Below are 24,837 nucleotides of genomic sequence, written 5' to 3' on the forward strand. Positions count from 1 at the left end.
TTCGGTGGTCAAGGTCACACCAGGTGGCCTGCGGTGTTGAGCGTGCCACGTGCCGGCACGGTCGCCGCGTTCGCACAGGTGGAGAGCATGGTGGCGCGGCGCCGGACCGGAGGGCGGAGATCAGGCCGAGCCGGCCTGGCAGGCCGTGACGAGCAGTGCGCCCGGGGCGAGGCAGGGGAGGGCACCCGCCTGCCGGAGGATCCGCCGGGCGGAGTCGCCCACGAGGAACGTGAGGAACGCCGCGGCGGGGCTGTGGTTCGGGGGCGGCCCGAGGGTGTAGAAGACCTCGGGGGCGACGAACGGGTAGTTGCTCCCCGCCGGGGAGGCGTCCGCCTTGACGCCGTCGAGGGTGAGCACGCGCACGTTGGGGTAGCGGCGGGTGTCCGTGGCGACGTGCAGTTCGGCATAGCCGATCGCGCCGGGGATCTGGTTGACCGCGTCGAGGACCTGCCCCTGGCTGCTGCGCTCGCAGCGGATGCTGCGGGCGGCGGCGCGGAGCTCGTCCTTGCGCTGGCAGTTCCGGGACGACAGCTCCGGCTCGGGCCCGCCGAGCACCTGCTCCTCGAAGATCGTCCGGGTGCCCGAGCCCTCGGTCCTGCTGACCAGCCGGACCGGCACGTCGGCGCCGCCCTCGAACTGCCGCCAGTTGGTGGGGCCGCCGTCCTGGGCGTAGACGGAACGCAGCTCCGCCATCGACAGGTCGGTGACCTTCGTGTCCTTGTGGACGATGACGGCGAAGGCGACCAGGGCGACCGGGAAACCGCGGAAACCTCGCGACCTGATCTCGTCGGAGTCGGGCCGGAGGTACCCGTCGTGCATCGCGATCGTCGAGGCGGCGTTGGCGGCGGTGAGAGCGCGCACCCCTTCGTTCGAGCCGATGGGTCTCACCTCGATGTCCGCGTCCTCGCACAGGGCCTCGTAGCCGCGCCGGACGGCGTCGGCCGTCCGCTCGAAGGCGGTGGAACCGACCAGGCGGAGGGTGCCGCTGAAACAGGTGGGACGGTGCGCCGCGGGCTCGTCTCCGCCGATCGCTCCGCCCACCACGACGCCGGCCACGAACACCAGCGCGGCGGCGGCCACCGCCGCCGGCCTCCGCCCGCGGAGGTCCCACCGCTTCCGATTCCGCAGGGGGGCCTCGACCGGAGGGGACGGCTCGGCGGGCGGCCGGCTCTCGGTTGCCGCCGGGCGGTCGCGCAGTTCCGCGGCCGCGGCCTCGGCGGCGGCGAGCCGCTGCCGCAGTCCGGCCGCCTCGGCCCGGGCCTGGGCGAGGTCGTCCGGCGGGGCGATGCCCCGGAGCCGCTCGTACGCCTCGACCCAGAGCGCGACCTCTGTTTCGGGCAGCCCGCAGGCCGCCGCGAAGTAGCCGACCCTGACGCGTTCCCGGTCGCTGGTCGTGCGCCAGCGGTCCTTCTGGAGCATCGCGCTGATCGTGGCGTCGGGCAGTGTGCCCCACGAGCGCCGCTCGATCTCCGACTGCCTGGGTGGGCCCGCCCAGTCCCGCAGCCGTGCCAGCAACCGGTAGAAGTCCCGGATGTCGCCGGCCTCGGCCAGGTCGGGCAGTTTCCGCTCGGCGGCGAACGTCGGGACGGCCCACGGTTCGAAGGACACGGGATGCCGTGAGGTCAGCCGCCGCCAGGGGACCTTCGCCCGGTGGGTCTCGACGATCTTCGCGGGTTTGCTGCTCCTGTTCCGCTCGAACGCGGCGTTCAGGTCGTCTCCCCGCTCGTCCCACAGGGCCTGCTCGGCCGCGGCCCACGCGTCCCGCGCCGCCGCGGCCTCGGCGCCGTCGACCCCCGCCGCGGTCAGGCAGGCGCTGACGACCTCCCAGGACATCAGCTCGCCGTCCCCGGCCAGCAGCGCCCGGACCGTCACCTCCTGCAGTCCGGTGTGCCGTGCCAGCACGGCGGGCTCGTTCCCGTCCATACAGGCGGCCAGGGCGCGGGTGAAGTCCGCCTTCCGGCCGAGATAGGAGTTCAACGCCCGCTCCGTCCGTGTCCTAATATCCGTACAGGCGTCTACACCGAGGTGATCATCTATCTTGCGGTGCGGACGGGCGCCATGGGTGTGAGTTGTCCGTAAGTTCGCCCTCTAGTGGCCATCTGTACGGTTGGCGGTTCCGCCCGGGTACCTTCCAGGAACGGTTTCGGGCTTCCTGGAAGGAACCAGGAAGCCCGGGAACCCACTAGGACACCGGCTGATCGGTCACCTGGCCCGGTGTTCCGCCACGCTGAGTTCATGAGCCGAGGACGCAGTCACCACTCCGTTGCGTACACCGACCTGGCGATCGAACAATTCCGGGACTGGCCGCTGCACGTGTGCCGTGCCGACTGTTCCCCGGGCCGCGCGCTGGCCCTGCCCGACCTGCAGATCGTCCACTTCCACCAGGGCGACCTGGCCGAAGTCTTCCTCACCCGGCAGGTCGTCTGCCGCATCACCGCGACCCTCACCGACTCGGGCCGGGTCGACATCTTCCCCGACACCGGCTGGGTCCAGGTGCATCTGGACACCGACGGCGACCTCTTCCTTCTCCAGTCCCTGGTCAGCCTGGCCATCCAGGCCAACGAGCTCTCCCGCCGGCCGCATCACCACGCCACCGCGCCCTGCCCCCGCGCCGGTTCCCGCGGCCGGCGGCGTTCGCGGATGGTGGAGGCGGATCTCGTCCTGCACGGTTTCTGACCGGGCGGACGCGCCCTGCCGCGGCGTCCACGAACGTTGTCCGGCCACCCGCCACGAGTCCCCTCCAGCGCTCCGGCGAGGCGCGTGGCCGCCGGCGGCTGAGAGAGTGAGCACTTGCTTTTTATACTCCGCGAGTTTAGTTTCATGGCCACGAGCTAGCCGCGAAGCGCGATGGAACTTCACCTGTGGCCGTCCGCGGCCGCGTGGTGCGGAGAGGTGAGGGCAGATGGTGAAGCTGGCCGACGAGGTGCGGGTCATCGACGCGGACACCCATCTCACGGAACGTCATGACCTGTTCACCACCCGGGCGCCGAAAGGGTACGAGGACCGGGTTCCTCGCGTCGTGGACATCGACGGCTCACCATGGTGGGTCGTGGAAAAGGACCGGCAGCTCGGCCCGGCCCGGGGCGGCGGGGTCGTCAACGTGAACGGCGAGAAGTTCCCGTTCGAGGAGAGCAAGCACAACGGCATCGACTGGGTGCACCGGGCCGCCTGGGACCACGAGGCCCGGCTGGAGTACATGAACCAGAACGGCTTCCACGCCCAGGTCCTCTACCCCAACGCCATCGGCATCGGAGGCCAGGGCATCTCCAACAACGTCCAGGACCCGGTGCTGCGCCGGCTGACGATCGAGATCTTCAACGACTACCTGGGCGAGCTGCAGGACTGGTCGGGCCACCGCTTCCTGCCCATGGCGGTCATGCCGGCGTGGAGCGTGGACGAGTGCGTGCGGGAGGCGCAGCGCGCCGCCGCGGCGGGGTTCCGCGGCGTGAACATGACCTCCGACCCGCAGGAGACCGGCGCGCCCGACCTGGCCAGCCGCGAGTGGGACCCGTTCTGGGCGGCGTGCGCGGACCTACAACTGCCGGTGCACTTCCACATCGGGGCCAGCCTGACGTCGCTCAACTTCTACGGGAAGTACTTCTGGCCGTCCCTGCACCAGAACCTCAAGCCCGCGGTCGGCGGGTCGATGCTGTTCCTGAACAACGCCCGGGTCGTGCTGAACAGCATCTACGCCGGGATCTTCGACCGGCACCCCGGGCTGAAGATGGTCTCCGTCGAGAGCGGCATGGGCTGGGTCCCGTTCATCCTGGAGACCGCGGACTACGAGATCCTGGAGAACGCCCCGCAGCAGGCCGCGGAGCTGTCCCGCAAGCCGTCGGAGTACTTCAAGGACCACTGGTACGCGACGTTCTGGTTCGAGGAGAACCGCGGCGACCTCCAGTCCCTGATCGACAGCGTCGGCGAGGACAACGTCATGTTCGAGACCGACTTCCCGCACCCCACCTGCCTCTACCCCGACCCCTTGACGGCGGTCGAGGAGCGGATGATGTCGCTGCGGCCGGAGACCCGCCGCAAGGTCCTCGGCGAGACCGCCGCCGCCCTCTACCGCATCTGACCCGCCCCGGGGCCGCCCCGGCTCGGCCCCGGGGCGGTCGGCGCGTGCTCGTCCGGCCCGTCGCGTGAGCTCTCACGCGACGGGTTCCGCACGTCCGGCCGCCCCGGCCCGACCCGGACGGCCCGCCGGGCGCGCCGGGCCGGGTGTCAGCGGGTCTGCGGGAAGCCGAGGTCGATCGAGGAGAGGGCGGGGTCGGGCCAGCGGCTCGTGACGACCTTCGTCCTGGTGTAGAAGCTGATGCCCTCCGGGCCGTAGATGTGCTGGTCGCCGAAGAGGCTGGCCTTCCAGCCGCCGAAGCTGTAGTAGCTCACCGGGGTGGGGATCGGCACGTTGACGCCGACCATGCCGGCCTGGACGTCGAACTCGAACCGGCGGGCCGCGCCGCCGTCCCGGGTGAAGAGCGCGACGCCGTTGCCGTAGGGGTTGTCGTTGATGAGCTGCAGGCCCTCGACGTAACTGCCGATCCGGACGACGGTGAGCACGGGCCCGAAGATCTCGTCGTCGTAGCAGCGCATGCCGGGCCTGGCATGGTCGATCAGGCTCGGCCCGAGGAAGAAGCCGTCGGCCGGGACGCCGTCGCGGCCGTCGACGAGCACGGTGGCGCCCTCCGCGGCCGCCCCCGCCAGGTAGCCCGCCACCCGATCCCGGTGCTCGGCGGTGATGAGGGGCCCCATCTCGCTGCCCGGGTCGTCGGCCGGGCCCACCACGATGCCCGGGATGCGGTCGCGGATCTTGGCGACGAGGGCGTCGGCCACCGTGTCCATCGCGAGGAGGACGCTGATCGCCATGCAGCGCTCGCCGGCCGAGCCGTACGCCGCGCTGACGGCCGCGTCGGCCGCCAGGTCGAGGTCGGCGTCGGGGAGCACGAGCATGTGGTTCTTGGCCCCGCCGAGGGCCTGGACGCGCTTGCCGCCGCGCGTCCCGGCCTGGTGGACGTACTCGGCGATCGGGGTGGAGCCGACGAAGCTGACGGCGGCGACGTCGGGGTGCTCGACGATCCGTTCCGCGGCGACCCGGTCGCCCTGCACGACGTTGAAGCAGCCGTCGGGCAGGCCCGCCCGGCGCAGCAGGTCGGCCAGCAGGAGCGAGGCGGAGGGGTCCTTCTCGCTCGGCTTCAGCACGAACGTGTTGCCGCAGGCGAGCGCGTTGGCGAGCATCCACATCGGCACCATCGCCGGGAAGTTGAACGGGGTGATGCCCGCGACCACGCCGAGCGGCTGCCGCACGCTGTGCACGTCGATGCCGGTGGCGGCCTGCTCGCTGTGGCCGCCCTTCAGCAGGTTCGGGACGCCGCACGCGTACTCGACGTTCTCCAGGCCGCGCGCCACCTCGCCGAGCGCGTCCGACAGCACCTTGCCGTGCTCCGCCGACACCAGGGACGCGAGTTCCTCGCGGTGCGCGGCGACGAGCTCGCGCAGGCCGAACATCACCTCGGCCCGCCGGGACAGGCTCGTCGCGCGCCAGGCCGGGAAGGCGGCCTGCGCGACCGCGACCGCGTGATCGACCTCGTCGGCCGACGCGAAGTCCACGGTGGCCTGCTGCGCTCCGGTCGCCGGGTTCCATACCGGGCCGGAGCGGCCGGAGGTGCCGGGAACGGCCTTGCCGCCGATCCAGTGCGAGATCCGCCTCATGCTGCGCCCTCTCCTTGGGTGTGCTGCCGGAGGTGCCGTGCTCGCGGCGTTCGCACCGGGCTCGGTGCGACCTTCGACATATCGCTGAGAATATGGTTTTCTCATAAAGTAGAGCAAGCGTTCACTCTCTAGTGCCCCAGCGGAGCGGCCATCGGCCGGGAGGAGGACCACCGTGGACAGGGAAGCCCTGGAGCGCAGCCTGGCACGTCGGCTGCTCGACCACATCGAGCAGCGCACGACGGACCTCGCCGACGAGGTGATGGAGCTCTCGACCGACGTCTACTCGCGGGAGTACCACGACCGGGAGGTCGAGGTCCTGTTCCGGGACCAGCCACTGGTGCTCTGCCTGTCCGGGGCCCTGCCCGGGCCGGAGACGTACCGCACCGTCGACCTGCTCGGCACGCCGATCCTGCTCACCCGCGACGCGGGCGGGAAGGTGCGGGCGCTGGCGAACGCCTGCCGGCACCGGGGGGTGCGGGTGGTCGACGGGGCGGGGACGGCCAAGCGGCTCACCTGCCCCTTCCACGCCTGGACCTACGAGCTGTCGGGCGAGCTCACCCACGTTCCCACCGAGGACGCCTTCACCGGGATGTGCAAGGAGGACAAGGGCCTCGTCGAGCTGCCGGTCGCCGAGGGGTACGGGCTGATCATCGGCCGCCTGCGCCCGGGGCCGCCCCTGGACGTCGACGACTACCTCGGCCCCGGGCTCACCGACGAGCTGGCCATGTTCGACTTCGCGGACTGGGCGCCGCACGGCGAGCCGCACGTCCACCCCGTCCAGGCCAACTGGAAGGTCACGCTCGACACCTTCCGGGAGAACTACCACTTCAAGGTCCTGCACCGGCGGACGCTGGCGACCTACGCGCACGGCGGCGTGCTGACCTTCGACGCGTTCGGGCCGCACCTGCGCAACTGCTCGGCGCTGAAGTCCATCAAGGCGCTGCGCGACCTCCCGGAGGAGCGGTGGGACGACGCGGCCCAGCACTTCAGCTACCAGTACGCGCTCTTCCCCAACACCAGCCTGACCTTCGACAGCCGGCACATCGAGCTGTGGCAGATCCTGCCGGTCGACGAGACCACCTCGGAGGTCGTGCACACCTCCTACTTCCGGCCGGACCTGAGCGAGGAGGAACTGGCGAAGGCCGTGGAGATGGCGCCGTGGATCTGCGAGACCGTGGTCGACGGGGAGGACTTCTGGGTCGCCGGCCGCACCGAGCCGGGCGTCCGGACCGGCCTGCTCGACACGGTCGTGTTCGGGCGCAACGAGCCGGCGCCCCAGCACCTGCACCGCGGGTTCGCCGCCGCCCTGGCCGCCGCGGCGGAGCGCGGCTGACCGGGCGGCGGCGGGCGCCGCTCAGGCGGTGTCGATCCAGACCGACTTGACGTTGAGGTACTCGTCGAGCGAGTGCTCGCCCATCTCCCGGCCCCACCCGCTCGCCTTGTAGCCGCCGAAGGGAACGGCGGGGTCGAAGAGCAGCATCGTGTTGACCCACACCGTCCCGGCCTGCAGCTCCTGGGCGATCCGGTGCGCCTTGCCGACGTCCCGGGTCCACACGCCGCCGGACAGCCCGAAGTCGGTGTCGTTGGACCGGGCGGCGACCTCCTCCAGGGTGTCGAACGGCAGCACGCAGGCGACCGGGCCGAAGATCTCCTCCCGGGCCACCCGCATGTCGTCCCGCACGTCCGTGAGGACGGTGGGCGCCACGAAGTAGCCCCTGGCCAGGTCCCCGGTCTCGATGCGGTGGCCGCCCGCGGCGGTGTGCGCGCCCTCCTCGCGTCCCACCGCCAGGTAGTCGGTGACGCGCGCCAGCTGCCGCGCCGACACCACGGGCCCGATCCGGGTCTCCGGGTCGAGGCTGTCGCCGACCTTCAGGTTGCCGGCGAACTCCGCGACGGCGGCGACGAACTCGTCGTGGATGGGGCGTTCGACGTAGATGCGCGTGCCCGCGCAGCAGATCTGGCCGGAGTTGGAGAACACCCCCATGGCCGCGCCGGGGACGGCCTTCGCCAGGTCGGCGTCGGCGAACACGATGTCGGGGGACTTCCCGCCGAGTTCGAGCGACATCCGCTTCAGGTTGCCCGCGGCGGCCCGGACGATGCTCTGCCCCGTGGCGGTGGATCCCGTGAACGCCACCTTGTCGACGCCGCGGTGCTCCGCGAGCGCGGCTCCGACGGGGTCGCCGTATCCGGTCACGATGTTGACGACGCCGTCGGGGAAGCCGGCCTCGCCGATCAGCTCGCCCAGCCGCAGGGCGGGCAGGCTCGCTTCTTCGGAGGGCTTCAGCACGACCGTGCAGCCGGCGGCGAGCGCGGGCGCGATCTTCCAGATCGCGTTGCTGATGGGCCGGTTCCACGGCACGATCGCGGCGACCACCCCGACCGGTTCCTTGAGGGTGTAGCTCAGCACCGACCCCGGGATCGAGTTGGGGATGGTCTCGCCGTGGATCTTCGTCGCCCAGCCGGCGAAGTAGCGCAGTACCTCCGCCTCCCAGGCCGGGGCGGGCTTGGTGCGCCGCCGCCCGATCGGCGAGCCCATGTCGAGCACTTCCAGGAGCCGGAGCTCCTCGTAGTCGGCCTGCACCGCGTCCGCGAGCGCCCACAGCAGGCGCTGGCGCTCGCGCGGCGCCATTCGCCGCCAGGGGCCGTTGAACGCCGCCCGGGCGGCGGCGACGGCGTGGTCGACGTCCCGGGTGTCGGCCTCGGCGAGTTCGGCGATCACCTCGCCGGTCGAGGGGTTGACGCTCGGGAAGGTCTTGCCGGACGCCGCCGCGACCCACCGGCCGCCGATCAGCAGGTTCTTGGGGCCGCCTGCGAGGAAGGACGACGTCGGCGTGTCGGGGCGGGTGCGGGGTGACATGGGAACTCCTCGTCGGATGGCGCCGAGCAGGTCACGGATGACGTCACTGTAACGACGCCCGTGCCAAGATAAAAGAGCGTTTACTTATTAAGGAGGGAACCCTGCGGTCGCGGACCTGGTGGGGTGCGGAGCGCGGGTCCGGAGCGCGGGGTGGTGGCGCGTTCCAGGCATCTACGGCGCTAGAAAGTGATTGCTCACCTTGTTATAGTGCGACCGGTTGGCGAGATGGGCTGTATGTCGGAATTGGATGGGGAAGTGATGGAGAAGTCCACACCGGAATCCGGCGCCCTGCCCGACGACTGGTGCCTGCGCCATTTCGACCATCTGTCCCCCGACCTGGCCGCCACCATGCCGGACACGATGGCGCGCATGCGAGAGCTGTGCCCCGTGGCCCGCAGCGAGGAACACGACGGCTTCTGGGTGGTGTCGACGTACGAGGACGTCCTCGGCGTCGCACAGAACTGGGAGGTGTACAGCTCCGCGCACGGCCTGGGGGTGTCCAAGGCGCCGACGGTCGTCCGCAACCTCCCGGTGCAGGCCGACCCGCCGGATCAGCGCATCTTCAAGCGCCTCATCAACCCCTTCTTCACGCCCGCCGCCGTGGCGCCGTGGGAGCGGCCGACCCGCGAACTGGTGACCCGCCTCATCGACGACTTCATCGAGGACGGTGGCTGCGAGTTCATGGACGCCTTCGCGCGCCCGCTGCCCAGCCTGACGTTCTTCGACCTCGCGCTCAACGCGCCCGCCGACGACCTGGAGAAGGTCGCCTACCTCGCCTCGAAGTCATCAGTCCCCGACGACCCGGAGGCGCGCGAGTGCTGGCTCGGCCTCTACCAGTGGATCAAGGACTTCACCCGGGCGAGGCGCGGCGGGCCGGAGCACGGCGACGTCGTCGACGCCGTGCTGAACGCGCGGATCGACGGCCGTCCCATCACCGAGGACGAGATCATCGGCACCGTGCAACTGCTCATCCTCGGCGGCCTGGAGACGACGGCCGGCGCGCTGGGGCTGATGGTCGCCCGGTTCTGCGCCGAACCCGAGATCCCCGCGCTGCTCCGCGCCAGGCCGGAGCTGATCCCGAGCGCGATCCAGGAACTGCTGCGGCTGGAGCCCTCCTTCGTCTCCGTCGGCCGCACCGCGATGCGCGACGCCGACCTCGGCGGCCGCCAGGTCAAGAAGGGCGACAAGGTCCTGATCCACTGGGCCTCGGCGAACCGCGACGCCGGCGAGTTCACCGACCCCGACCGGTTCGAGCTCGACCGCGAGCGGAACCGGCATCTCAGCTTCGGCGCCGGCCCGCACCGCTGCGCGGGCTCCAACCTCGCCCGGCTCAACCTGCGGGTGGCCCTGGAAGAACTGCTGCGGCGGCTGGACGACATCCGGCTCCGGGACGGCGCGAAGATCGAATACCACCGCGGCCTGACCCGCTCGCCGCTCAGCCTGCCGATCACGTTCACCCCCGGCCCGCGGCTGGGGCCCTCCTAGCGCTCATCCCGTACCGGTTCGTTCAGGTTTGCTCAGGTTCGATCAGGGAGGTCGCAGATGGCCGGCCGGACACTCCTGCAGAACGCCCGCGTGCTCACCTGCTCCGGTGACACCGGAGAGAGGCCGCGGGACGGCGACGTCCTGATCGAGGGGGACCGCATCGCCGAGGTCGCGGCCCACCGCATCGACGTCGACCCGGCGTCCACCCGGGTCGTCGACCTGCACGGGGCCACCGTGCTGCCCGGGCTGGGCGACGCGCACGTGCACATCAGCTGGCCGCTGGACTTCGTGTTCGACCACGCCGCCATCGCGAAGACGCCCCCCGGCAGGCACATGCTCGACGTCGCCGCCGTGGCGCGGACGTTCCTGGAGAGCGGCTACACCTCCATCATCGGCGCGGGGGTGACCCAGCCGCTCGACGACCTGCTCGCCAAGGACGCGATCGACCGCGGGCTGATCCCGGGCCCGCGCATCGTCCCGAGCGGCCCGATGGTCGCCGAGCAGGGCGGGCTCGGGGCGGACGGAGGCCTGATGGACGTCGTCGCGGACGCCAGGGAGCTCCGCGAGGTCGTCGCCCGCCAGTGCGACACCGGGGTGCGGGCCCTGAAGCTGTTCATCTCTGGCGACGGCGTGGTGCCGCAGTTCCCGTCCGACGACGTGTACATGAACGACGAGATGCTGGCGGCCGCCGTCGAGGAGGCCGACCGGCACGGCGCGTTCATCACGGTCCACGCCCGCGGGTCGGCGAGCGTCGCCATGGCGGCGCGCACCGGGGTCAGGATCGTTCACCACGCCTGCTTCCTCGACGACGACGCGCTGAAGGCGCTGGAGGCCCGGCGCGACGACATCTGGGTGTGCCCCGGGCTGCACTACCTGTACGCGATGGTGAGCGGCCACGCCGAGCCGTGGGGCATGACGCCGGAGAAGATCGAGGCGTCGGGCTACCACGAGGAGTTCCGGTCGCAGGTCGAGGGGCTGCACCGGCTGCGGGAGTCCGGCATCCGGATCCTGGCCGGCGGCGACTTCGGGCACCAGTGGACCCGGCACGGCACCTACGCCGCGGAGCTGCAACGGTACGTGGAGCTCGGCGGCATGACGCCGGTGGAGGCGATCCACACGGCCACCCGCAACCTGGGGCCGGCCGCCGGGTCCGACACCGGGCAGGTCCGGCCGGGGTACCTCGCGGACCTGCTCATCGTCGACGGCGACCCCGCCGCCGACGTGACCGTCCTGCAACGGCCCGACCTGCGCCGGGCCGTCATCAAGGACGGGAAGTTCGGCTACGTCAACCCCGAGGTCCATCCGTGACGGACACCGCGAAGACCCCGGCGGGGACGATCCTGTCCGGGGTGGACACGCTCGCCCGCCTGCTCATCCTCCGGCAGGAACTCGACGCGCGGGACGGGCTGAAGACGGCCACCATGGTGTCCGGATACCCCGGGTCACCGCTGGGCGGCTTCGACCTGACCGTGGAGCGCCTGGGCGACCTCCTCGCCGAGCACCGGATCGTCCACCGGCCGGGGCTCAACGAGGAACTCGCCGTCGCGACCGTGTGGGGCAGCCAGATGGGCGCCGCCATCGAGTACGACGGCGTGGACGGCGTCGCCGGCGCCTGGTATGGGAAGGGCCCCGGGCTCGACCGCTGCGGCGACGCGCTCAAGCACGCGAACGCGATGGGCGCGGGCCCCAACGGCGGCGCCGTCATGTTCTGCGGCGACGACCCTGCGTCCAAGTCGTCCACGCTGGCGTGCGACAGCCAGCACGCCTTCGAGGACGCCTGCGTCCCCGTGCTGTACCCGGGGAACCAGCAGGACGTGCTGGACCTGGGGGTACACGCTTTCCGGATGTCCCGGTACGCGGGCACCTGGACCGGGCTGAAGGTCGTCACCGCCGTCGCCGACGGGGTCGGCACCGTCGATCTCGACCCCGCCCGGCACGCCCCGAGCGACCCCGCCGGCGTCGTCATCGACGGCACCCCCTGGCGGCACCGGCCACTCGCGATGATCGGCCCCCATGCCGTGCCCGGTCAGGAGGCGCTGGTGGTGGAGCACCGGCTGCGCGCCGCCCGGGCCTACGCGCGGCACAACGGGCTCGACCGGGTCGCCGGCGCCGACCCCAGGGCGCGGCTCGGCGTCGTCTGCGCCGGCAAGACCTACTTCGACGTGATCCAGGCTCTCGCCGACCTCGGCGTCCCCGCGGCGGAACTCGCCGGCGCCGGAGTGCGGATTTTGAAGCTCGGCATGACCTACCCGCTGGTGGAGGAGACGGTCCGCGAGTTCGCCGAGTCGGTCGGGGAGCTCGTCGTGATCGAGGAGAAGCGGCCGTTCGTCGAGACGCAACTGCGCGGCATCCTGCACGAGGCGGGCAGCCGGGTCCCGGTGTCGGGCAAGCGCGACCGGGCCGGCCGGAGCCTGGTGTCCTCGACCGGCGAACTGGACCCGGGGGCGGTCGCCGCGGTCCTCGCCCGGCTGCTGCCCGACCTCGCCCCGCGCCGCGAGCCGGCGCCGCAGCGGACCGCGCTGCCGCTGGTGCTGCCGCCCCGGCCGCCGGGGTACTGCAGCGGCTGCCCGCACAACCGGTCCACCGTCGTCCCGGCGGGCGCGCTGGTCGGCGGCGGCGTCGGCTGCCACGGGATCATGTACTTCGAGGCGCGCCACCAGGACCTGCGGAGCCTCCCGCCGACCCCGATGGGCGCCGAGGGCGTCCCGTGGATCGGCCTGGCGCCGTTCGTCGCCGAACCGCACCTCATCCAGAACCTGGGCGACGGCACGCTCAGCCACTCCGGGACGCTGGCCGTCCGGGCGGCCGTCGCCGCCGGGGCCGACATCACCTTCAAGATCCTCTACAACGAGGCCGTGGCCATGACCGGCGGCCAGGAGGTCACCGGGCTGATGGACGTCCCCGCGATGACGCGGGCGCTCGAAGCCGAGGGGGTGCGCCGGACGGTCGTCTGCGCCGAGGACCCCCGGCGTTACGGCCGCCGGGCCCGGTGGGCCGCCGGGGTCAAGGTGCTGGGCCGCGACCGGCTCCAGCAGGTGCAGGAGGAATTGCGGGACGTCCCCGGCGTCACGGTGATCATCTACGACCAGCGGTGCGCGGCCGAGGCCCGCCGGCTGCGTAAGCGCGGGCTGCTGCCGGAGCCGCCCCGCCGGGTCGTCATCAACGAGGCGGTGTGCGAGGGGTGCGGCGACTGCGGGGTGCAGAGCAACTGCCTCTCGGTGCTGCCGCACGCGACGGAGTTCGGCGAGAAGCGGCAGATCCACGACCCGTCCTGCAACCGCGACTACACGTGCCTGGACGGCGACTGCCCCTCGTTCGTGACCATCAAGCCGAAGCGCCGCGGCCGGCGCGCGGCGCCCGAGCGGGTCACCGCGCGGCCGGCGCTCCCCCCGGGGGAACCGCCCCCGCCCGAGCTCCCGCCGGTCGGCGACCGGTACGGCGTCTACTTCACGGGGATCGGCGGTACCGGCGTCGTCACCGCGAACCGCATCATCGCGGCCGCGGCCGAGGCCGCGGGGCTGGTGGTCGGCGGCATGGACCAGACGGGCCTGTCGCAGAAGGCGGGCGCGGTCGTGTCGCACCTGCAACTGGCGGGTGACCGGAGCGCCCTGGGCTCCGCGACCGTGAGCGGCGGCGGCGCCGACCTGTACCTGTCCGGCGACATCCTGCAGGCCGCCGGTGCGCACCACCTCGCGAAGGTCCGGCCCGGCCGCACGGTCGCCGTCGTCGACCGGCACTTCACCCCGACCGCGAACATGTTGCAGAGCGACGCCGCGCCACCCGACCTGGCGAGCCTCGAACAGGCGGTGGCGGAGCGGGTCGGCGCGGGCCGCGCCGTCTTCCTCGACTCCCGGCGCATCGCCGAAGTGGTCTTCGCCGAGCACCTGCTCGCGAACGTGGTCCTGCTCGGCGCGGCCTTCCAACTCGGCGGCCTGCCGATCCCGCTCGCGCACCTCGAGGCGGCGATGCGGCGCCAGGGCCGGGCGGCGGACGACAACCGCGCGGCGTTCACCTGGGGCCGCTGGGCGGCGCACGACCCGGCCGCGGTCGAGGCGGCCCTCGCCGCCGCCGAGCGCGGTGCCGGCGGGGGCCCGGCCGACCCGTTCGACCCGTCGCCCGGCGCGCTGGCGACGGCGGCCCGGCTGGTCACGGGCCGCACCCTGCCGCCCGCGCTCGGCGACCTGCTCACCCGGCGCGCCGCGCAGGCGATCGACTACCAGAACGTCCGCCGGGCCGAGCGGTTCCTGGACCTGGTGGAGCGGGCGGCGGCGGCCGACGACACCGGGCACGGCTGGGCGCTCACCGAGGCGGTCGCCGGGTCGTGGTTCAAGCTGCTCACCTACAAGGACGAGTACGAGGTGGCCCGGCTGCACCTCAACGTCGACTACGACCGGGTGGCCCGTGAACTCGGGATCGAGGGGCCGTACTCGGTGACGTACCACCTGCACCCGCCCACCCTCCGCCGGCTCGGCCTGAAGCGGAAGCTGCCGCTGGGCAAGCCGTACGAGCTGGGGTTCCGGGTGCTGCGCCGGCTGCGGTGGCTGCGGGGAACGCCGGTGGACGTCTTCGGCTGGGATCCCGACCGGCGCACCGAACGGGCACTCGTCGGGGAGTACGAGCGGCTGATCGGCGAGACGCTCGCGCCGTCGTCCGCCCTGCCCTACGACGTGCGGGTGCGTGTCGCCGCGTCACCGATCTCGATCAAGGGCTACGGCCCGATCAAGGAGGCGGCCGTGGCCGCGTGGCGGGACGAGGTCGCCGGGCTCCGGCGGCGAGAGCCGGTCGCCGCGGGGCCGGACGAATGATCAAACGGATCCGGTTCGCCACCCGGCGCGGGGACGTGCCGCCCGGGACCTTTCCGCGGGTCTGGACGAGCGTGGTCGCCGCCGCGGCGGACGCACCGCCCGGCGTCCGGCCGGCGCGCGTCGCGGTGTGCACGAACCTGCGCGAGTTCACCGGCCCCGCCCCGCGCCACGACGGGATCGGCGTCGAGTGGTTCACCGACGCCGGGCACCTGCACCGGTTCGCCGAGTGGCTGGACACCCCGCCCGGGCGGGCGCTGACGCTGCGGGCCGGCGGCGTGCTCGACCGCGCGCGGAGCCCGGTGGTCGTCGCCGACGAGTCCGTCCTGCGGGGCGCGGACTGGCTGGGGCGGCGCTGGCGGGACGGCGGCGACAGGCTCAAGCACATGGCCCTCGCACGGCGGGCCGACGGCCTGACCCCCGCCGAGTTCTCCGCGCGGTGGCGCGGCCACGCGGGCCGGGTCGGCGCGGCGGGCGCGGTGGCCATCCCGGAGCACGCCCGGGGGTGCGCCTACGTCCAGAACCACCCGCACCCGCGGAGCGGCGGCGAGTGGGCCTACGACGCCGTCAACGAGGTCTACTTCGACGACGGGGCGGACCTGCGGGCGCGGATCGAGTGGTTCCGCGAGAACCTTCCCGAGCCGGGCGGCGACGGGCTCTTCGGCCGGTCGTGGTTCCTGGCCGTACGAGAACGGATCGTCTCCGCCTAGCCGCGGTGACCGAACACGGAAGGCGGCTCATGCGAAAAGGCCTCATGGTCGTGCAGTCCGGTCCGATCGAGCCCGCACGCGAGGACGAGTACAACGACTGGTACGACAACACGCACCTGCCCCAGGTCCTCGCGGTGCCGGGGTTCGTCGCGGCCCGCCGCTACCGGGCGCGTTCCGGGGCCGATCCGGCGCTGCCCGGGTACCTGGCGATCTACGAGATCGAGGCCGACGACCTCACCGATCCCGTCAAGGAGTTGCGCGCCCGCTCGGCCGCGGGTGAGATCCGGCAGAGCGGCGCGGTACGGCTGGACCCGCCGCCGGTCGTCACGCTCTACGAGCTCATGGAGTGAGGGCGGGCCCGGGTCAGCGGCTCATGGCGACCAGCCGGCGCGCGACGTGCACGTTCGCCCCGGCCAGCATCATCGGCAGCGCCGTGGAGCTCTCCAGGGCGGTGCCGAGCACCCCGTCGTGGAACTGGCGGGCCTGCACGCCGTACGGTCCGACCACCAGGGCGATCGGGCCGCCGGGTGGTTCCCCGCCCGGCGGTGGTTCGGGGAAGCACCAGGTGAACGGGCCTTCGGGGGTGGTGAAGCGCAGCTCGATGTACTCGGCCCGGGCGGGGCAGGGGTGGACGAGTTCGAGCGTGGCCGGTATCAACGAATCCGTCGGCTGCGGAGCGCATCCGGAGGGCGCATGCGACATGATCCCACCAATCAAGTAAGCGTTCACTCATTTAGAATGTAACACCGATCGGTGCCGTGGGCCAGTGGGCGGGCTCAGGAACGGGCGGCCGGCGAGCGGAGCGCGGCGGGCAGCCCGATGCTCTTCGTCTCCAGGAAGCTCCGCAGCCCCTCCGGGCCCAGTTCGCGTCCCAGCCCGGACATCTTGAACCCGCCGAAGGGCACCGCCGGGAACGGGGGGTAGCTGCCGTTGATCGCGATGCTGCCCGTGCGCACCCGCCGGGCGACCCGCAGCCCCCGCGCCGGGTCGCCCGTCCACACGCCGCCCGAGAGCCCGTAGGGGGAGTCGTTGGCGATGCGGACGGCGTCGTCCTCGCCGTCGTGGGGGATGAGGCACAGCACCGGTCCGAAGATCTCCTCGCGGGCCACCCGCATGGAGTTGTCCACGTCGGCGAGGATTGTCGGCGCGACGTACCACCCCTTCGGCAGGTGGTCGGGCCGGCCGCCGCCGGCCGCGACCCGGGCGCCGGCGGCCACGGCCAGGGCGATGTAGCCCTCCACCCGGTCGCGCTGGCGCTCGGCGACGAGCGGCCCGACCAGGGTCGCCGGGTCGTGCGGGTCGCCGACCGGTATCGCCGCGGCCGCCGCCGCGGCGGCCTCGACCGCCTCGGCGTACCGGGCCCGCGGCAGTAGGACCCGGGTGTGGGCGCCGCAGACCTGCCCGGACAGGTGCATGGCCCCGCCCACCAGCGTGGGCATGACGCCGGCGACATCGGCGTCGTCGAGGACGACGGCCGCCGACTTGCCGCCCAGTTCCAGGGAGACGCGCTTGACCTGGTCGCCGCACAGGCTCATGATCCGCCGGCCGGCCGCCGTCGATCCGGTGAAAGCGATCTTGTCCACGCCGGGGTGCGTCACCAGGTGCTCGCCCGCCGCGCGGTCGCCGGGCACCATGCTCACCACGCCGGCCGGGACACCGGCCTCCGCCAGCGCCTCGGCCAGGATGAAGTTGCTCAGCGGGGCCTCGGGCGGCGGCTTGACGACCACGGTGCACCCCGCCGCCAGCGCGGGCGCGGCCTTCCAGGAGGACAGGGTGACCGGGGCGTTCCACGGGACGATCGCGCCGACCACACCGACCGGCTCGCTGGTCACCAGGCCCGTGCGGTCGCCGGCGACCACCTCGCGCTCGAACTCGAAGGTGCGGATGAGATCGGCGTAGTAGTCGAACGTGGCGGCGACCATCCCGGTCTGGGCGCGCGGTGCCTGGCTGATCGCGCAGCCCATCTCGTCCACGGTGACCTGGGCGATCTCGGCCTCGCGCTTGCGCAGCACCGCGGCGGCGCGGGCGAGGATCGCGGCCCGCTCGCCCGGGGCCAGCCGCGGCCAGGGGCCGTCGTCGAACGCCGCGCGCGCCGCGTCGACCGCGCGGTCGATGTCGGCCGGCGTGGCGACGGGGACCTCGCCGACGACCTCTTCGGTCGAGGGGGAGATGACGCCCAGCCGGTCGCCGCCGGCGGGCGGTGTCCAGGCGCCGCCGATGAAGAACTCCCGCCGGTACATCAGCCGGTCGTCCACGCCGCCTCCCGCGCTCGCCCAGGGGCCTCAACCTAGCATGGTGAGTGAACGCTCGCTATGCTGAGGAGTACGTGCACAAGGACGCGAACCCTGTACGGGGCGGCCCACCGCGGCCACCGTGGCACGACGGCTTGTGGAGCCGTGCCCCCTACCGATCGGAGTGTCGATGGATCTGCTCCTGCGCCGGGCCCTGGTGATCGACGGCACCGGCGAACCGGCCCGGGCCGCCGACGTGGCCGTCGCCGGCGACCGCATCTCGGCGGTCGGCGCCCCCGGCGAGCTCGCGCCCGGCCCCGGCACCGAGGTCGTCGACCTGGACGGCCTGGTCCTGGCCCCCGGCTTCATCGACGTCCACACGCACTACGACGCGCAGATCCTCTGGGACGCCGACCTCACCCCGTCGAGCTGGCACGGCGTGACGAGCGTCGTCATGGGCAACTGCGGGTTCGGGGTCGCGCCGACCCGCCCGGAACACCGCGACATCATCGTGCGCACCCTCGAAAACGTCGAGGGGATGTCGATGGAGGCGCTCGACGCGGGCATCGACTGGTGTTTCGAGACGTTCCCCGACTACCTTGCCGCCATCGACCGGCGGCGCAAGCGCCTCAACGTCGGCGCCTTCATCGGGCACTCCCCGCTGCGGCTGTTCGTGACCGGCGGCGAGGAACGGCCGGCCACCCCCGCGGAGATCGACACCATGCGCGGCCTCGTCCGCGAGGCCGTCGCGGCCGGCGCCATCGGGTTCTCGACCTCGCGGCAGCCGGCCCACCAGGGCGCCTACGGCCGGCCCGTGCCGAGCCGGTTCGCCGAGACCGACGAGATCTACTCGATCGCCGAGGTGCTCGGCGAGCTGGGCAAGGGCGTCATGCAGGTGTCCATCGGGCCAGGGATGTTCGTCGACCAGTTCTCCGAGCTCGCGGTGCGCTACGGCATCCCCGTCACCTGGACGGCACTGGTGGCCCGGGCCGACAAGCCCGGCGCCGCGCTGCGCACGGTCGAGCGCGGCGCCGCGCTGCCCGGCGAGGTCTACCCGCAGATCGCGTGCCGCCCGATCGTCATGCAGATCGGCATGGCCGACCCCACCCCACTCGGCGAGATCGACGTCTGGAAGGAGGTGCTGGCCGTTCCCCGCGGCGAGCGTGCCGGCCTCTACCGCGACGCGGACTGGCGGAAGCGGGCGCGCCCGGCGACGCTCGACGCCTGGAGCCACCGCTGGCCCAAGACCAGCGTCGAGGAGACCCGCGCCCACCAGGACGTGGTCGGGATCCCGCTCGACCGGCTGGCGGCCGACCGGGGCACCACCCCCTTCGACCTGATGCTCGACCTGGCGCTGAGCGACGACATGGCCACCCGGTTCCGGATCGTCCTGGACAACGACGGGGACGCCGAGGTCGGCGACCTGCTCGCCGACAAGCGCACGCTGCTCGGCCTGTCCGACGCCGGGGCGCACGCCACGCAGCTGTGCGACGCCTGCTACTCGACCCACCTGCTCGGGCACTGGGTGCGCGAGCGCGCGGCCCTCTCGCTCGAAGACGCCGTCTGGCGGCTGACCGGGCACCCCCACCGGGCGTTCCGCATCGCCGACCGCGGCCTGGTGCGGGCGGGCTTCCACGCCGACCTCGTCGCCTTCGATCCCGCCACCGTCGGGACCACCCCCGTCGAGCGGGTACAGGACCAGCCCGGCGGCGCCGACCGGCTCGTCGTGCGCAGCACCGGGGTCGAGCACATGTGGGTCAACGGGGTGGCGACGCGAACCGGCGGAAAGGACGTCGCCGGAGCCGCCCCCGGACGACTCATCCGTGGCTGACCTTCCCAGCCGGATCCCAGCCGGAGAAACTTCGCGACGGTGGGCTTCGCCGCAGCCCCCGCGGCATTCGGTACGACCCCCACCACCTGTCGAGGAAGAGATCTGATGGAGACGAGCGAGCCGACCGGACCGATCACCGACGAATGGATCGAGCAGCACTTCGATCACCTCTCGCCGGAGCTGGCCCGGGAGTTCCACCCCACGCTGGCCCGCGCCCGGTCGCGCTGCCCCGTGACCCGCAGCGACCAGTACGGCGGGTTCTGGGTCACCACCAGGTACGAGGACGTGCTGCGCATCGCGCAGGACTGGCAGACGTTCAGCTCCGAGCTGGGCATCACGGTGCCCAACAACGGGCCGACGATGAAGATCCTGCCGGTCACCATCGACCCGCCGCTGCAACGGACCTTCAAACGGCTGATCAACACCCAGTTCACCCCGGCGAAGGTCGGCCCGTGGGAGGAACCCACCCGCGCGCTGGTGAACCGCCTCATCGACGCCTTCATCGAGCGCGGCGAGTGCGACTTCATGGCGGACTTCGCCCGCCCCTTCCCCGGCCTCGCGTTCTTCGACCTGGCGCTGCACGCCCCCGCCGACGACTTCGAGGAGGTCAACGGCTACGCGATGCAGGCGGCGCTGCCGCACCTGCCGGAGTCACGGGAGAGCATGATGAAGCTCGCCCGGTGGATCGGCGCGCTCGTCGAGCGGCGGCGCGCGGAGGGACCGCGGGGAGACGTGGTCGACGCGGTGCTGGGCGCCGAGATCGAAGGCCGGCCCATCACGACCGCGGAGGTCGTCGGCACCGTCCAGCTCCTGGTGCTGGGCGGCCTGGAGACCACCGCCGGGGTGCTGGGCGCCGCGATGCTGCGGTTCTGCGCGCAGCCGGAGATCCCCGCCCTGCTCCGCGAGCGGCCGGACCTGATCCCGGCCGCCGTCGAGGAACTGCTGCGTCTGGACGGCTCGTTCATCTGCATCGGCCGGACGACCCGGCACGACACCGAGATCGACGGCCACCAGGTCAAGGCCGGGGAGCCGGTCATCCTCTACTGGGCGTCGGCCAACCGCGACGAGGTCGAGTTCCCCGACCCCGACACCTTCGACCTCGACCGCACCAGCAACCGGCACATCGCCTTCGGCGCCGGCCCGCACCGCTGCGTCGGCTCCAACCTGGCCCGGATGAACCTGCGGGTCGCCCTGGAGGAGATCGTCCGCCGGCTCGACGACATCAAGCTCCGACCGGGCGTCGACATCGGCTTCCACTCCACCTTCAACCGGGCCCCGCACACCGTCCCGATCACCTTCACCCCGGTCGCCCGAGACGGCGGGTGAAGTTGGGCGAGGACGCCGACGCCCCCCGATGTGCGCGTCGGCGTCCTCGGGTCTGCGGGGTCAGTTCCGGACCGGGGGCTCCAGGTTGTAGAGCTTCGTGGCGGTGTGCTGGAGGACCTTGCCGATGGTCTCCTCGGGGAGGCCGCCCAGCGCCTGCTCCATGACCACGCGCGGGCTCGGCGACTCCGAGGCCGGGCCGGGGGAGAGGCTGGTGGCGTGCGGGAAGTCGGTCTCGAACATGAGGTTGTCCTGGAGCTGGTCGATCACCGCGCGCACCGACTGCCGCTCGAACCAGAACATGCCGTAGATCTGCCGGCGCATGTACTCGCTGGGGAGCATCCGCTCCGGGAACTCCTTGTGGGCGCCGACGTTCAGCCACTGCCAGTCCATGCTCTCGCCGAGGAACGGCAGCCAGCCGGCGCCGTTCTCGACCGAGACGAACTTCAGGTCCGGGTACCGGTGGCAGACGCCGCTCAGCACCACCTCGGCGACGTTCTGCGCGTTGCCGAGCAGGACCAGCGCGCTCTCCCGGGTGAAGTCGAGCTTCTTGGACTGGTCGACCGCGCCCTTGAGCTCGTCGTCGGTGGCGAGGAAGCCCACGTGGAAGTTCATGCTGAGGCCCATCTCCTGGGCCAGGCCCAGCAGCGGCTCCCAGTAGTCGTCGATCAGGCGGGGGAATCCGGCCTTGTCGTAGCGGGCGGCGAACAGGACGCCCTTGTGGCCCATCTCGTGGGCGCGCTTCATCTCGGCGACCGACTCGTCGATGTTCCAGAAGGGGAGCATGGTCATCGGGATGAGTCGCCGGGAGTCGGCCGAGCAGAACTCGGTGATCCAGTCGTTGTAGGCCCGGACGCATTCGGTCGCCAGTTCGCGCGGCATCTGGTTGAGGAACCGGTGGCTGTGGAACCCCAGGATGTTCGGATACATCACCTGGTAGTAGACGCCCACCTGGTCCATGTAGGCGAGGCGTTCCTTGGGGTCGATGGCGGCCGGCAGCGCCTCGGAGAGCTTCTTGGGGTGGGAGGGCGGCCACTCCGGCCAGCCGGCCTGGGCGAAGGCGCCCACGCCGTACAGCTTCTTGTCGCCGATGTACCAGTAGTCCTCCTGCCGCCGTTCGTGGTAGCGCACGTGGGGGACGAGATCGCCCCACTTCGACGAGATGCGCGACGTCCACAGATCGGCGGGCTCGATGATGTGGGAGTCGACGTCGGCGACCGCGTACCGCTCGCAGAGAGCGACCTCGGTCGTGTCCTGGTCAGCCATCCGCGCGGGCTCCTTCTGGCTCGTTAGAGAGTGCTCACTTACTTATTTACCTTAGGTGTGCCACGGGCGATGCGCAACAGCCTCACTCGCCGGGCTCGGGCACGCCGCGCAGGTGCGAGGCCATCATCAGCGGGGTCACGCTGAGCACGCCCGACTCCACCGGCAGGGTCGCGCCCGTGATCCACCGCGCCTCGTCGCTGGCCAGGAACGTCGCCGCCCAGGCGACGTCCCAGCCGGTGCCGGGCGTGCCGAGGAGGCCCGCCTCGGAGCGCATCGTGTTCATGAACTCGGCGCGGGCGCCGGGCGCGGAGACCGACAGCACCATCGGCGTGGTGATGTGCCCCGGCGCGACGGCGTTGACCCGGATGCCCTGGCGGCCGTGCGAGTACGCCATGTCGACCGTCATGGCGATCAGCCCGCCCTTGGCCGCCGAGTAGGCCACGGTGCCGTCGCCGCGCAGCGCCGAGATCGAGGACACGTTGACGATCGACCCGCCCCCCTGCCCGGCCATCACGGGCACCGCGTACTTGGACGCCAGGAAGGCGGTCCGCAGGTTGATGTCCATGGCCTGGTCCCAGGCGTCCTCGTCGGTGTCGACGACCGTCCCGAGCGCCGCGCGGCCGATGTTGTTCACCAGGATGTCGACCGTCCCGAACGCGTCGACGGCCGCGCGGACCATCGCCGCGCAGTCCGCCGCCCGGGTGACGTCGGCCGCGAACACCTCGGCCTTGCCGCCCTCCTCCTCGATCATGCGCTGGGTCTCCTCGGCGCGCTCGGGGTACAGGTCGGCCAGCAGGACGCTCGCCCCCTCCCGGGCGAGCACGACCGCGGTCGCCTTGCCCGTGCCGATCCCCGGTCCCGGCGTCGAACCGGCGCCCGTCACGATCGCGACCTTGCCCTCGACCCGCCCGGCGCGCTCCACCATCGCGTTCTCCCTTCCTCGTGCGAACCGTGTGCCGTTCACCAGCGCGTCAGCAGTGCCGCGCCCGCCTCGAAGCCGCCGACATTGGTCACCGCCGCGACCTGCGCGCCCGCGACCTGCCCGTCGCCGGTCTCCCCGCGCAGCTGGCGCACCGCCTCGGCGGTGTGGCCGAAGGCGGCGTGCAACCGGCCGCCGGACAGCTGGCCGCCCCAGGTGTTGAGCGGGAGGTCGCCGCCGAGGGCGATCCGCTTGCCGCCCTCGACGAACGCGCCGGCCTCGCCGACCTCGCAGAAGCCCATCGCCTCCAGCCACCAGACGACCTCGATGGTGAAGCCGTCGTAGAGTTGGGCCACGTCCACGTCGCCGGGGCGCAGGTCGGTCCGCGCCCACATCGCGCGGGCGGCGCCGTGGCCGACCCGGCCCATGTCCTCCCACTGCTCCCAGGACGGCCGGCCCTCGACCACCCCCGCCATCGCCTCGATGCGGACCGGCGACCGCAGGTCGGGCGCCGTCTCCGCGGCCGACACGACGATCGCGGTGGCGCCGTCCACGGGGACGTCGCAGTCGTACAGGCACATCGGCGTAGAGATCATCCGCGATTCGAGGTACTCCTCGACGGTCAGCGGTGACCGGTACACGGCGTCCGGGTTGCGGGCGGCGTGCGCCCGCTGCGTCACCGGGATCCACGCGAGCTGCTCGCGGGTCACCCCGTACTCGTGCATGTAGCGCGCGGCGTACGGGGCCACCTGGCAGACCGGCGACAGCATCCCGACGGGGAGCAGCCAGGCGAGCGGGCCCTCGGCGACCGGTTTGGTGGACCCGTAGGCCGGGCGCCCGCCGGCGGCGCGGCTCGCGCTGCCCTCCTTGACGGTCCGCCAGATCACGACGTGGCGGGCCTGGCCGGTGGCGACCGCCTGGGCCGGCCCGTAGAAGGGCAGCGCCATCCCCTCGACGAGCCCCTGCCGCCAGGTGGTGGTGATCCGCAGCGCGTCCTGCACCTCGTAGAGGTTCCCGTTGGCGTAGCCGGGCAGGTTCGCCGCGCCGCCGCCCGGGAACATGGCCAGGCCGTCGATGTCGTCGAGCGTCAGCCCGGCGTCCTCGACGGCGGCGAGGACGGCGTCGATGGTGAGCTGGAGGCCCGAGCGGCCGAGCCGGCGCCCGATGGCCGACTGGCCGATGCCGGAGATCACGGCTCGCCGCTCGAACAGGTCGGTTCCCCTCACGCCGCCGCCCCGTCCGCGGGGGAGACGGCCACGAAGCTCGGGATGGCGAAGCCGCCCGGCCCGGGTTCGAAGCCGATGTCCACCGCCATGCCGATGGCCGCCCGCTCCGGCGGGCACCCCCGCAGCCGGCCCGCCACCCGCACCCCGGGATGGCCGGGGAACTCGACGAGGACGACGGCGTACGGCACCGGGAGGTCGGGGAGCCAGCGCTGGTGGTTGACGGTGAGGCTGTAGACCCGGCCCCGGCCGGTGATCTCGACGGGGACCGGCGTCCTGGCCCGGCAGGAGCGGCATATCCCGCGCGGCGGGAACGACTCGGCGCCGCAGGACGAGCACCCCTCGACGACCAGGCGGCCCTCCTTGGCGGCGGCCCAGAACGCCTCGGTCTCCTCGGTGACGGCGGGCGGTATCCCTACGGTTGCGTCCATCTTCCCCTTCCCGCGCCACGCAAGAGAGTGTTCGCTCACTATACCTCTACCGT

The 24,837-nt window shown here is 72.4% G+C and carries 19 protein-coding genes; 10 read left to right on the top strand and 9 right to left on the bottom strand.

What is annotated here, in order from left to right:
• Positions 1-120: 120 nt before the first annotated feature.
• Entirely contained in the window at positions 121-1,977 is a 1,857-nt protein-coding gene (locus tag DPM19_RS23895) for a substrate-binding domain-containing protein (RefSeq protein WP_111870245.1), read from the bottom strand.
• Positions 1,978-2,235: 258 nt separating this feature from the next.
• On the opposite strand from DPM19_RS23895, the gene DPM19_RS23900 reads away from it, so the two are divergent.
• Positions 2,236-2,676: a luciferase domain-containing protein gene (locus DPM19_RS23900; protein WP_146778980.1), complete on the top strand. Its 441-nt coding sequence runs from the start codon at positions 2,236-2,238 to the stop codon at positions 2,674-2,676.
• 226 nt (positions 2,677-2,902) lie between these two features.
• Entirely contained in the window at positions 2,903-4,075 is a 1,173-nt protein-coding gene (locus tag DPM19_RS23905) for an amidohydrolase family protein (RefSeq protein WP_111870247.1), read from the top strand.
• Between the two features lie 146 nt (positions 4,076-4,221).
• Here DPM19_RS23905 and DPM19_RS23910 read toward each other — a convergent pair whose 3' ends face one another.
• Complete coding sequence (locus tag DPM19_RS23910; protein ID WP_111870248.1) at positions 4,222-5,706, bottom strand: CoA-acylating methylmalonate-semialdehyde dehydrogenase; 1,485 nt, start codon at positions 5,704-5,706, stop codon at positions 4,222-4,224.
• A 172-nt stretch (positions 5,707-5,878) separates the two neighbouring features.
• Here DPM19_RS23910 and DPM19_RS23915 point away from each other — a divergent pair, with 172 nt between their 5' ends.
• Positions 5,879-7,039: an aromatic ring-hydroxylating oxygenase subunit alpha gene (locus DPM19_RS23915; RefSeq protein ID WP_111870249.1), complete on the top strand. Its 1,161-nt coding sequence runs from the start codon at positions 5,879-5,881 to the stop codon at positions 7,037-7,039.
• Between the two features lie 21 nt (positions 7,040-7,060).
• Here DPM19_RS23915 and DPM19_RS23920 read toward each other — a convergent pair whose 3' ends face one another.
• The gene (locus DPM19_RS23920; RefSeq protein WP_111870250.1) at positions 7,061-8,563 is read right to left on the bottom strand and encodes an aldehyde dehydrogenase family protein; all 1,503 of its coding nucleotides are present in this window, start codon (positions 8,561-8,563) and stop codon (positions 7,061-7,063) included.
• Between the two features lie 258 nt (positions 8,564-8,821).
• Between DPM19_RS23920 and DPM19_RS23925 the strand changes: the two genes are divergently transcribed.
• Genes DPM19_RS23925 through DPM19_RS23945 form a run of 5 tightly spaced genes read left to right on the top strand, consistent with a single transcriptional unit; the run spans position 8,822 to position 15,910 of the window.
• Entirely contained in the window at positions 8,822-10,048 is a 1,227-nt protein-coding gene (locus tag DPM19_RS23925) for a cytochrome P450 (RefSeq protein ID WP_199485254.1), read from the top strand.
• A 57-nt stretch (positions 10,049-10,105) separates the two neighbouring features.
• Complete coding sequence (locus DPM19_RS23930; protein ID WP_111870252.1) at positions 10,106-11,356, top strand: metal-dependent hydrolase family protein; 1,251 nt, start codon at positions 10,106-10,108, stop codon at positions 11,354-11,356.
• A complete protein-coding gene (locus DPM19_RS23935; protein ID WP_111870253.1) occupies positions 11,353-14,853 on the top strand; it encodes an indolepyruvate ferredoxin oxidoreductase family protein in 3,501 nt (1,166 codons plus the stop codon). The genes DPM19_RS23930 and DPM19_RS23935 overlap by 4 nt, the downstream gene beginning before the upstream one ends.
• A complete protein-coding gene (locus DPM19_RS23940; RefSeq protein WP_111870254.1) occupies positions 14,850-15,560 on the top strand; it encodes an EthD domain-containing protein in 711 nt (236 codons plus the stop codon). The genes DPM19_RS23935 and DPM19_RS23940 overlap by 4 nt, the downstream gene beginning before the upstream one ends.
• A 29-nt stretch (positions 15,561-15,589) precedes the next feature.
• The gene (locus DPM19_RS23945) at positions 15,590-15,910 is read left to right on the top strand and encodes a DUF4286 family protein (protein ID WP_111870255.1); all 321 of its coding nucleotides are present in this window, start codon (positions 15,590-15,592) and stop codon (positions 15,908-15,910) included.
• 13 nt (positions 15,911-15,923) lie between these two features.
• Here the strand turns inward: DPM19_RS23945 and DPM19_RS23950 are convergent, their stop codons facing one another.
• Entirely contained in the window at positions 15,924-16,262 is a 339-nt protein-coding gene (locus tag DPM19_RS23950) for a hypothetical protein (RefSeq protein WP_146778981.1), read from the bottom strand.
• Positions 16,263-16,336: 74 nt separating this feature from the next.
• Positions 16,337-17,815, bottom strand: a complete 1,479-nt coding sequence (locus tag DPM19_RS23955) for an aldehyde dehydrogenase (RefSeq protein ID WP_111870257.1) — start codon at positions 17,813-17,815, stop codon at positions 16,337-16,339.
• A gap of 166 nt (positions 17,816-17,981) precedes the next feature.
• Between DPM19_RS23955 and DPM19_RS23960 the strand changes: the two genes are divergently transcribed.
• Together DPM19_RS23960 and DPM19_RS23965 are read left to right on the top strand one after the other, a co-directional pair.
• A complete protein-coding gene (locus DPM19_RS23960; protein ID WP_111870258.1) occupies positions 17,982-19,622 on the top strand; it encodes an N-acyl-D-amino-acid deacylase family protein in 1,641 nt (546 codons plus the stop codon).
• Positions 19,623-19,727: 105 nt separating this feature from the next.
• The gene (locus tag DPM19_RS23965; protein WP_111870259.1) at positions 19,728-20,948 is read left to right on the top strand and encodes a cytochrome P450; all 1,221 of its coding nucleotides are present in this window, start codon (positions 19,728-19,730) and stop codon (positions 20,946-20,948) included.
• A 60-nt stretch (positions 20,949-21,008) separates the two neighbouring features.
• Here DPM19_RS23965 and DPM19_RS23970 read toward each other — a convergent pair whose 3' ends face one another.
• The 4 genes from DPM19_RS23970 to DPM19_RS23985 form a co-directional block, all read right to left on the bottom strand.
• On the bottom strand, positions 21,009-22,211 hold the full coding sequence (locus tag DPM19_RS23970) for an amidohydrolase family protein (RefSeq protein WP_111870260.1): 1,203 nt from the start codon (positions 22,209-22,211) through the stop codon (positions 21,009-21,011).
• 82 nt (positions 22,212-22,293) lie between these two features.
• Positions 22,294-23,136: an SDR family NAD(P)-dependent oxidoreductase gene (locus tag DPM19_RS23975; RefSeq protein WP_111870261.1), complete on the bottom strand. Its 843-nt coding sequence runs from the start codon at positions 23,134-23,136 to the stop codon at positions 22,294-22,296.
• 35 nt (positions 23,137-23,171) lie between these two features.
• Positions 23,172-24,356 carry a thiolase family protein gene (locus DPM19_RS23980; RefSeq protein WP_111870262.1) on the bottom strand — a complete coding sequence of 395 codons (1,185 nt, stop codon included), beginning with the start codon at positions 24,354-24,356 and terminating at the stop codon, positions 23,172-23,174.
• On the bottom strand, positions 24,353-24,784 hold the full coding sequence (locus DPM19_RS23985) for a Zn-ribbon domain-containing OB-fold protein (RefSeq protein ID WP_111870263.1): 432 nt from the start codon (positions 24,782-24,784) through the stop codon (positions 24,353-24,355). Before DPM19_RS23985 ends, DPM19_RS23980 begins: the two co-directional genes overlap by 4 nt.
• Positions 24,785-24,837 lie beyond the last annotated feature (53 nt).

The organism is Actinomadura craniellae (assembly GCF_003289645.1).
Classification (GTDB): domain Bacteria; phylum Actinomycetota; class Actinomycetes; order Streptosporangiales; family Streptosporangiaceae; genus Actinomadura_D; species Actinomadura_D craniellae.

Bases quoted from the DNA above. Each gene is read 5' to 3' on its own strand.
- DPM19_RS23945 (WP_111870255.1), top strand. From the start codon at position 15,590: ATGCGAAAAGGCCTCATGGTCGTGCAGTCCGGTCCGATCGAGCCCGCA.
- DPM19_RS23940 (WP_111870254.1), top strand. From the start codon at position 14,850: ATGATCAAACGGATCCGGTTCGCCACCCGGCGCGGGGACGTGCCGCCC.
- DPM19_RS23950 (WP_146778981.1), bottom strand. From the start codon at position 16,262: ATGTCGCATGCGCCCTCCGGATGCGCTCCGCAGCCGACGGATTCGTTG.
- DPM19_RS23930 (WP_111870252.1), top strand. From the start codon at position 10,106: ATGGCCGGCCGGACACTCCTGCAGAACGCCCGCGTGCTCACCTGCTCC.
- DPM19_RS23925 (WP_199485254.1), top strand. From the start codon at position 8,822: ATGGAGAAGTCCACACCGGAATCCGGCGCCCTGCCCGACGACTGGTGC.
- DPM19_RS23985 (WP_111870263.1), bottom strand. From the start codon at position 24,784: ATGGACGCAACCGTAGGGATACCGCCCGCCGTCACCGAGGAGACCGAG.
- DPM19_RS23920 (WP_111870250.1), bottom strand. From the start codon at position 8,563: ATGTCACCCCGCACCCGCCCCGACACGCCGACGTCGTCCTTCCTCGCA.
- DPM19_RS23905 (WP_111870247.1), top strand. From the start codon at position 2,903: ATGGTGAAGCTGGCCGACGAGGTGCGGGTCATCGACGCGGACACCCAT.
- DPM19_RS23910 (WP_111870248.1), bottom strand. From the start codon at position 5,706: ATGAGGCGGATCTCGCACTGGATCGGCGGCAAGGCCGTTCCCGGCACC.
- DPM19_RS23970 (WP_111870260.1), bottom strand. From the start codon at position 22,211: ATGGCTGACCAGGACACGACCGAGGTCGCTCTCTGCGAGCGGTACGCG.
- DPM19_RS23975 (WP_111870261.1), bottom strand. From the start codon at position 23,136: ATGGTGGAGCGCGCCGGGCGGGTCGAGGGCAAGGTCGCGATCGTGACG.
- DPM19_RS23965 (WP_111870259.1), top strand. From the start codon at position 19,728: ATGGAGACGAGCGAGCCGACCGGACCGATCACCGACGAATGGATCGAG.
- DPM19_RS23900 (WP_146778980.1), top strand. From the start codon at position 2,236: ATGAGCCGAGGACGCAGTCACCACTCCGTTGCGTACACCGACCTGGCG.
- DPM19_RS23960 (WP_111870258.1), top strand. From the start codon at position 17,982: ATGGATCTGCTCCTGCGCCGGGCCCTGGTGATCGACGGCACCGGCGAA.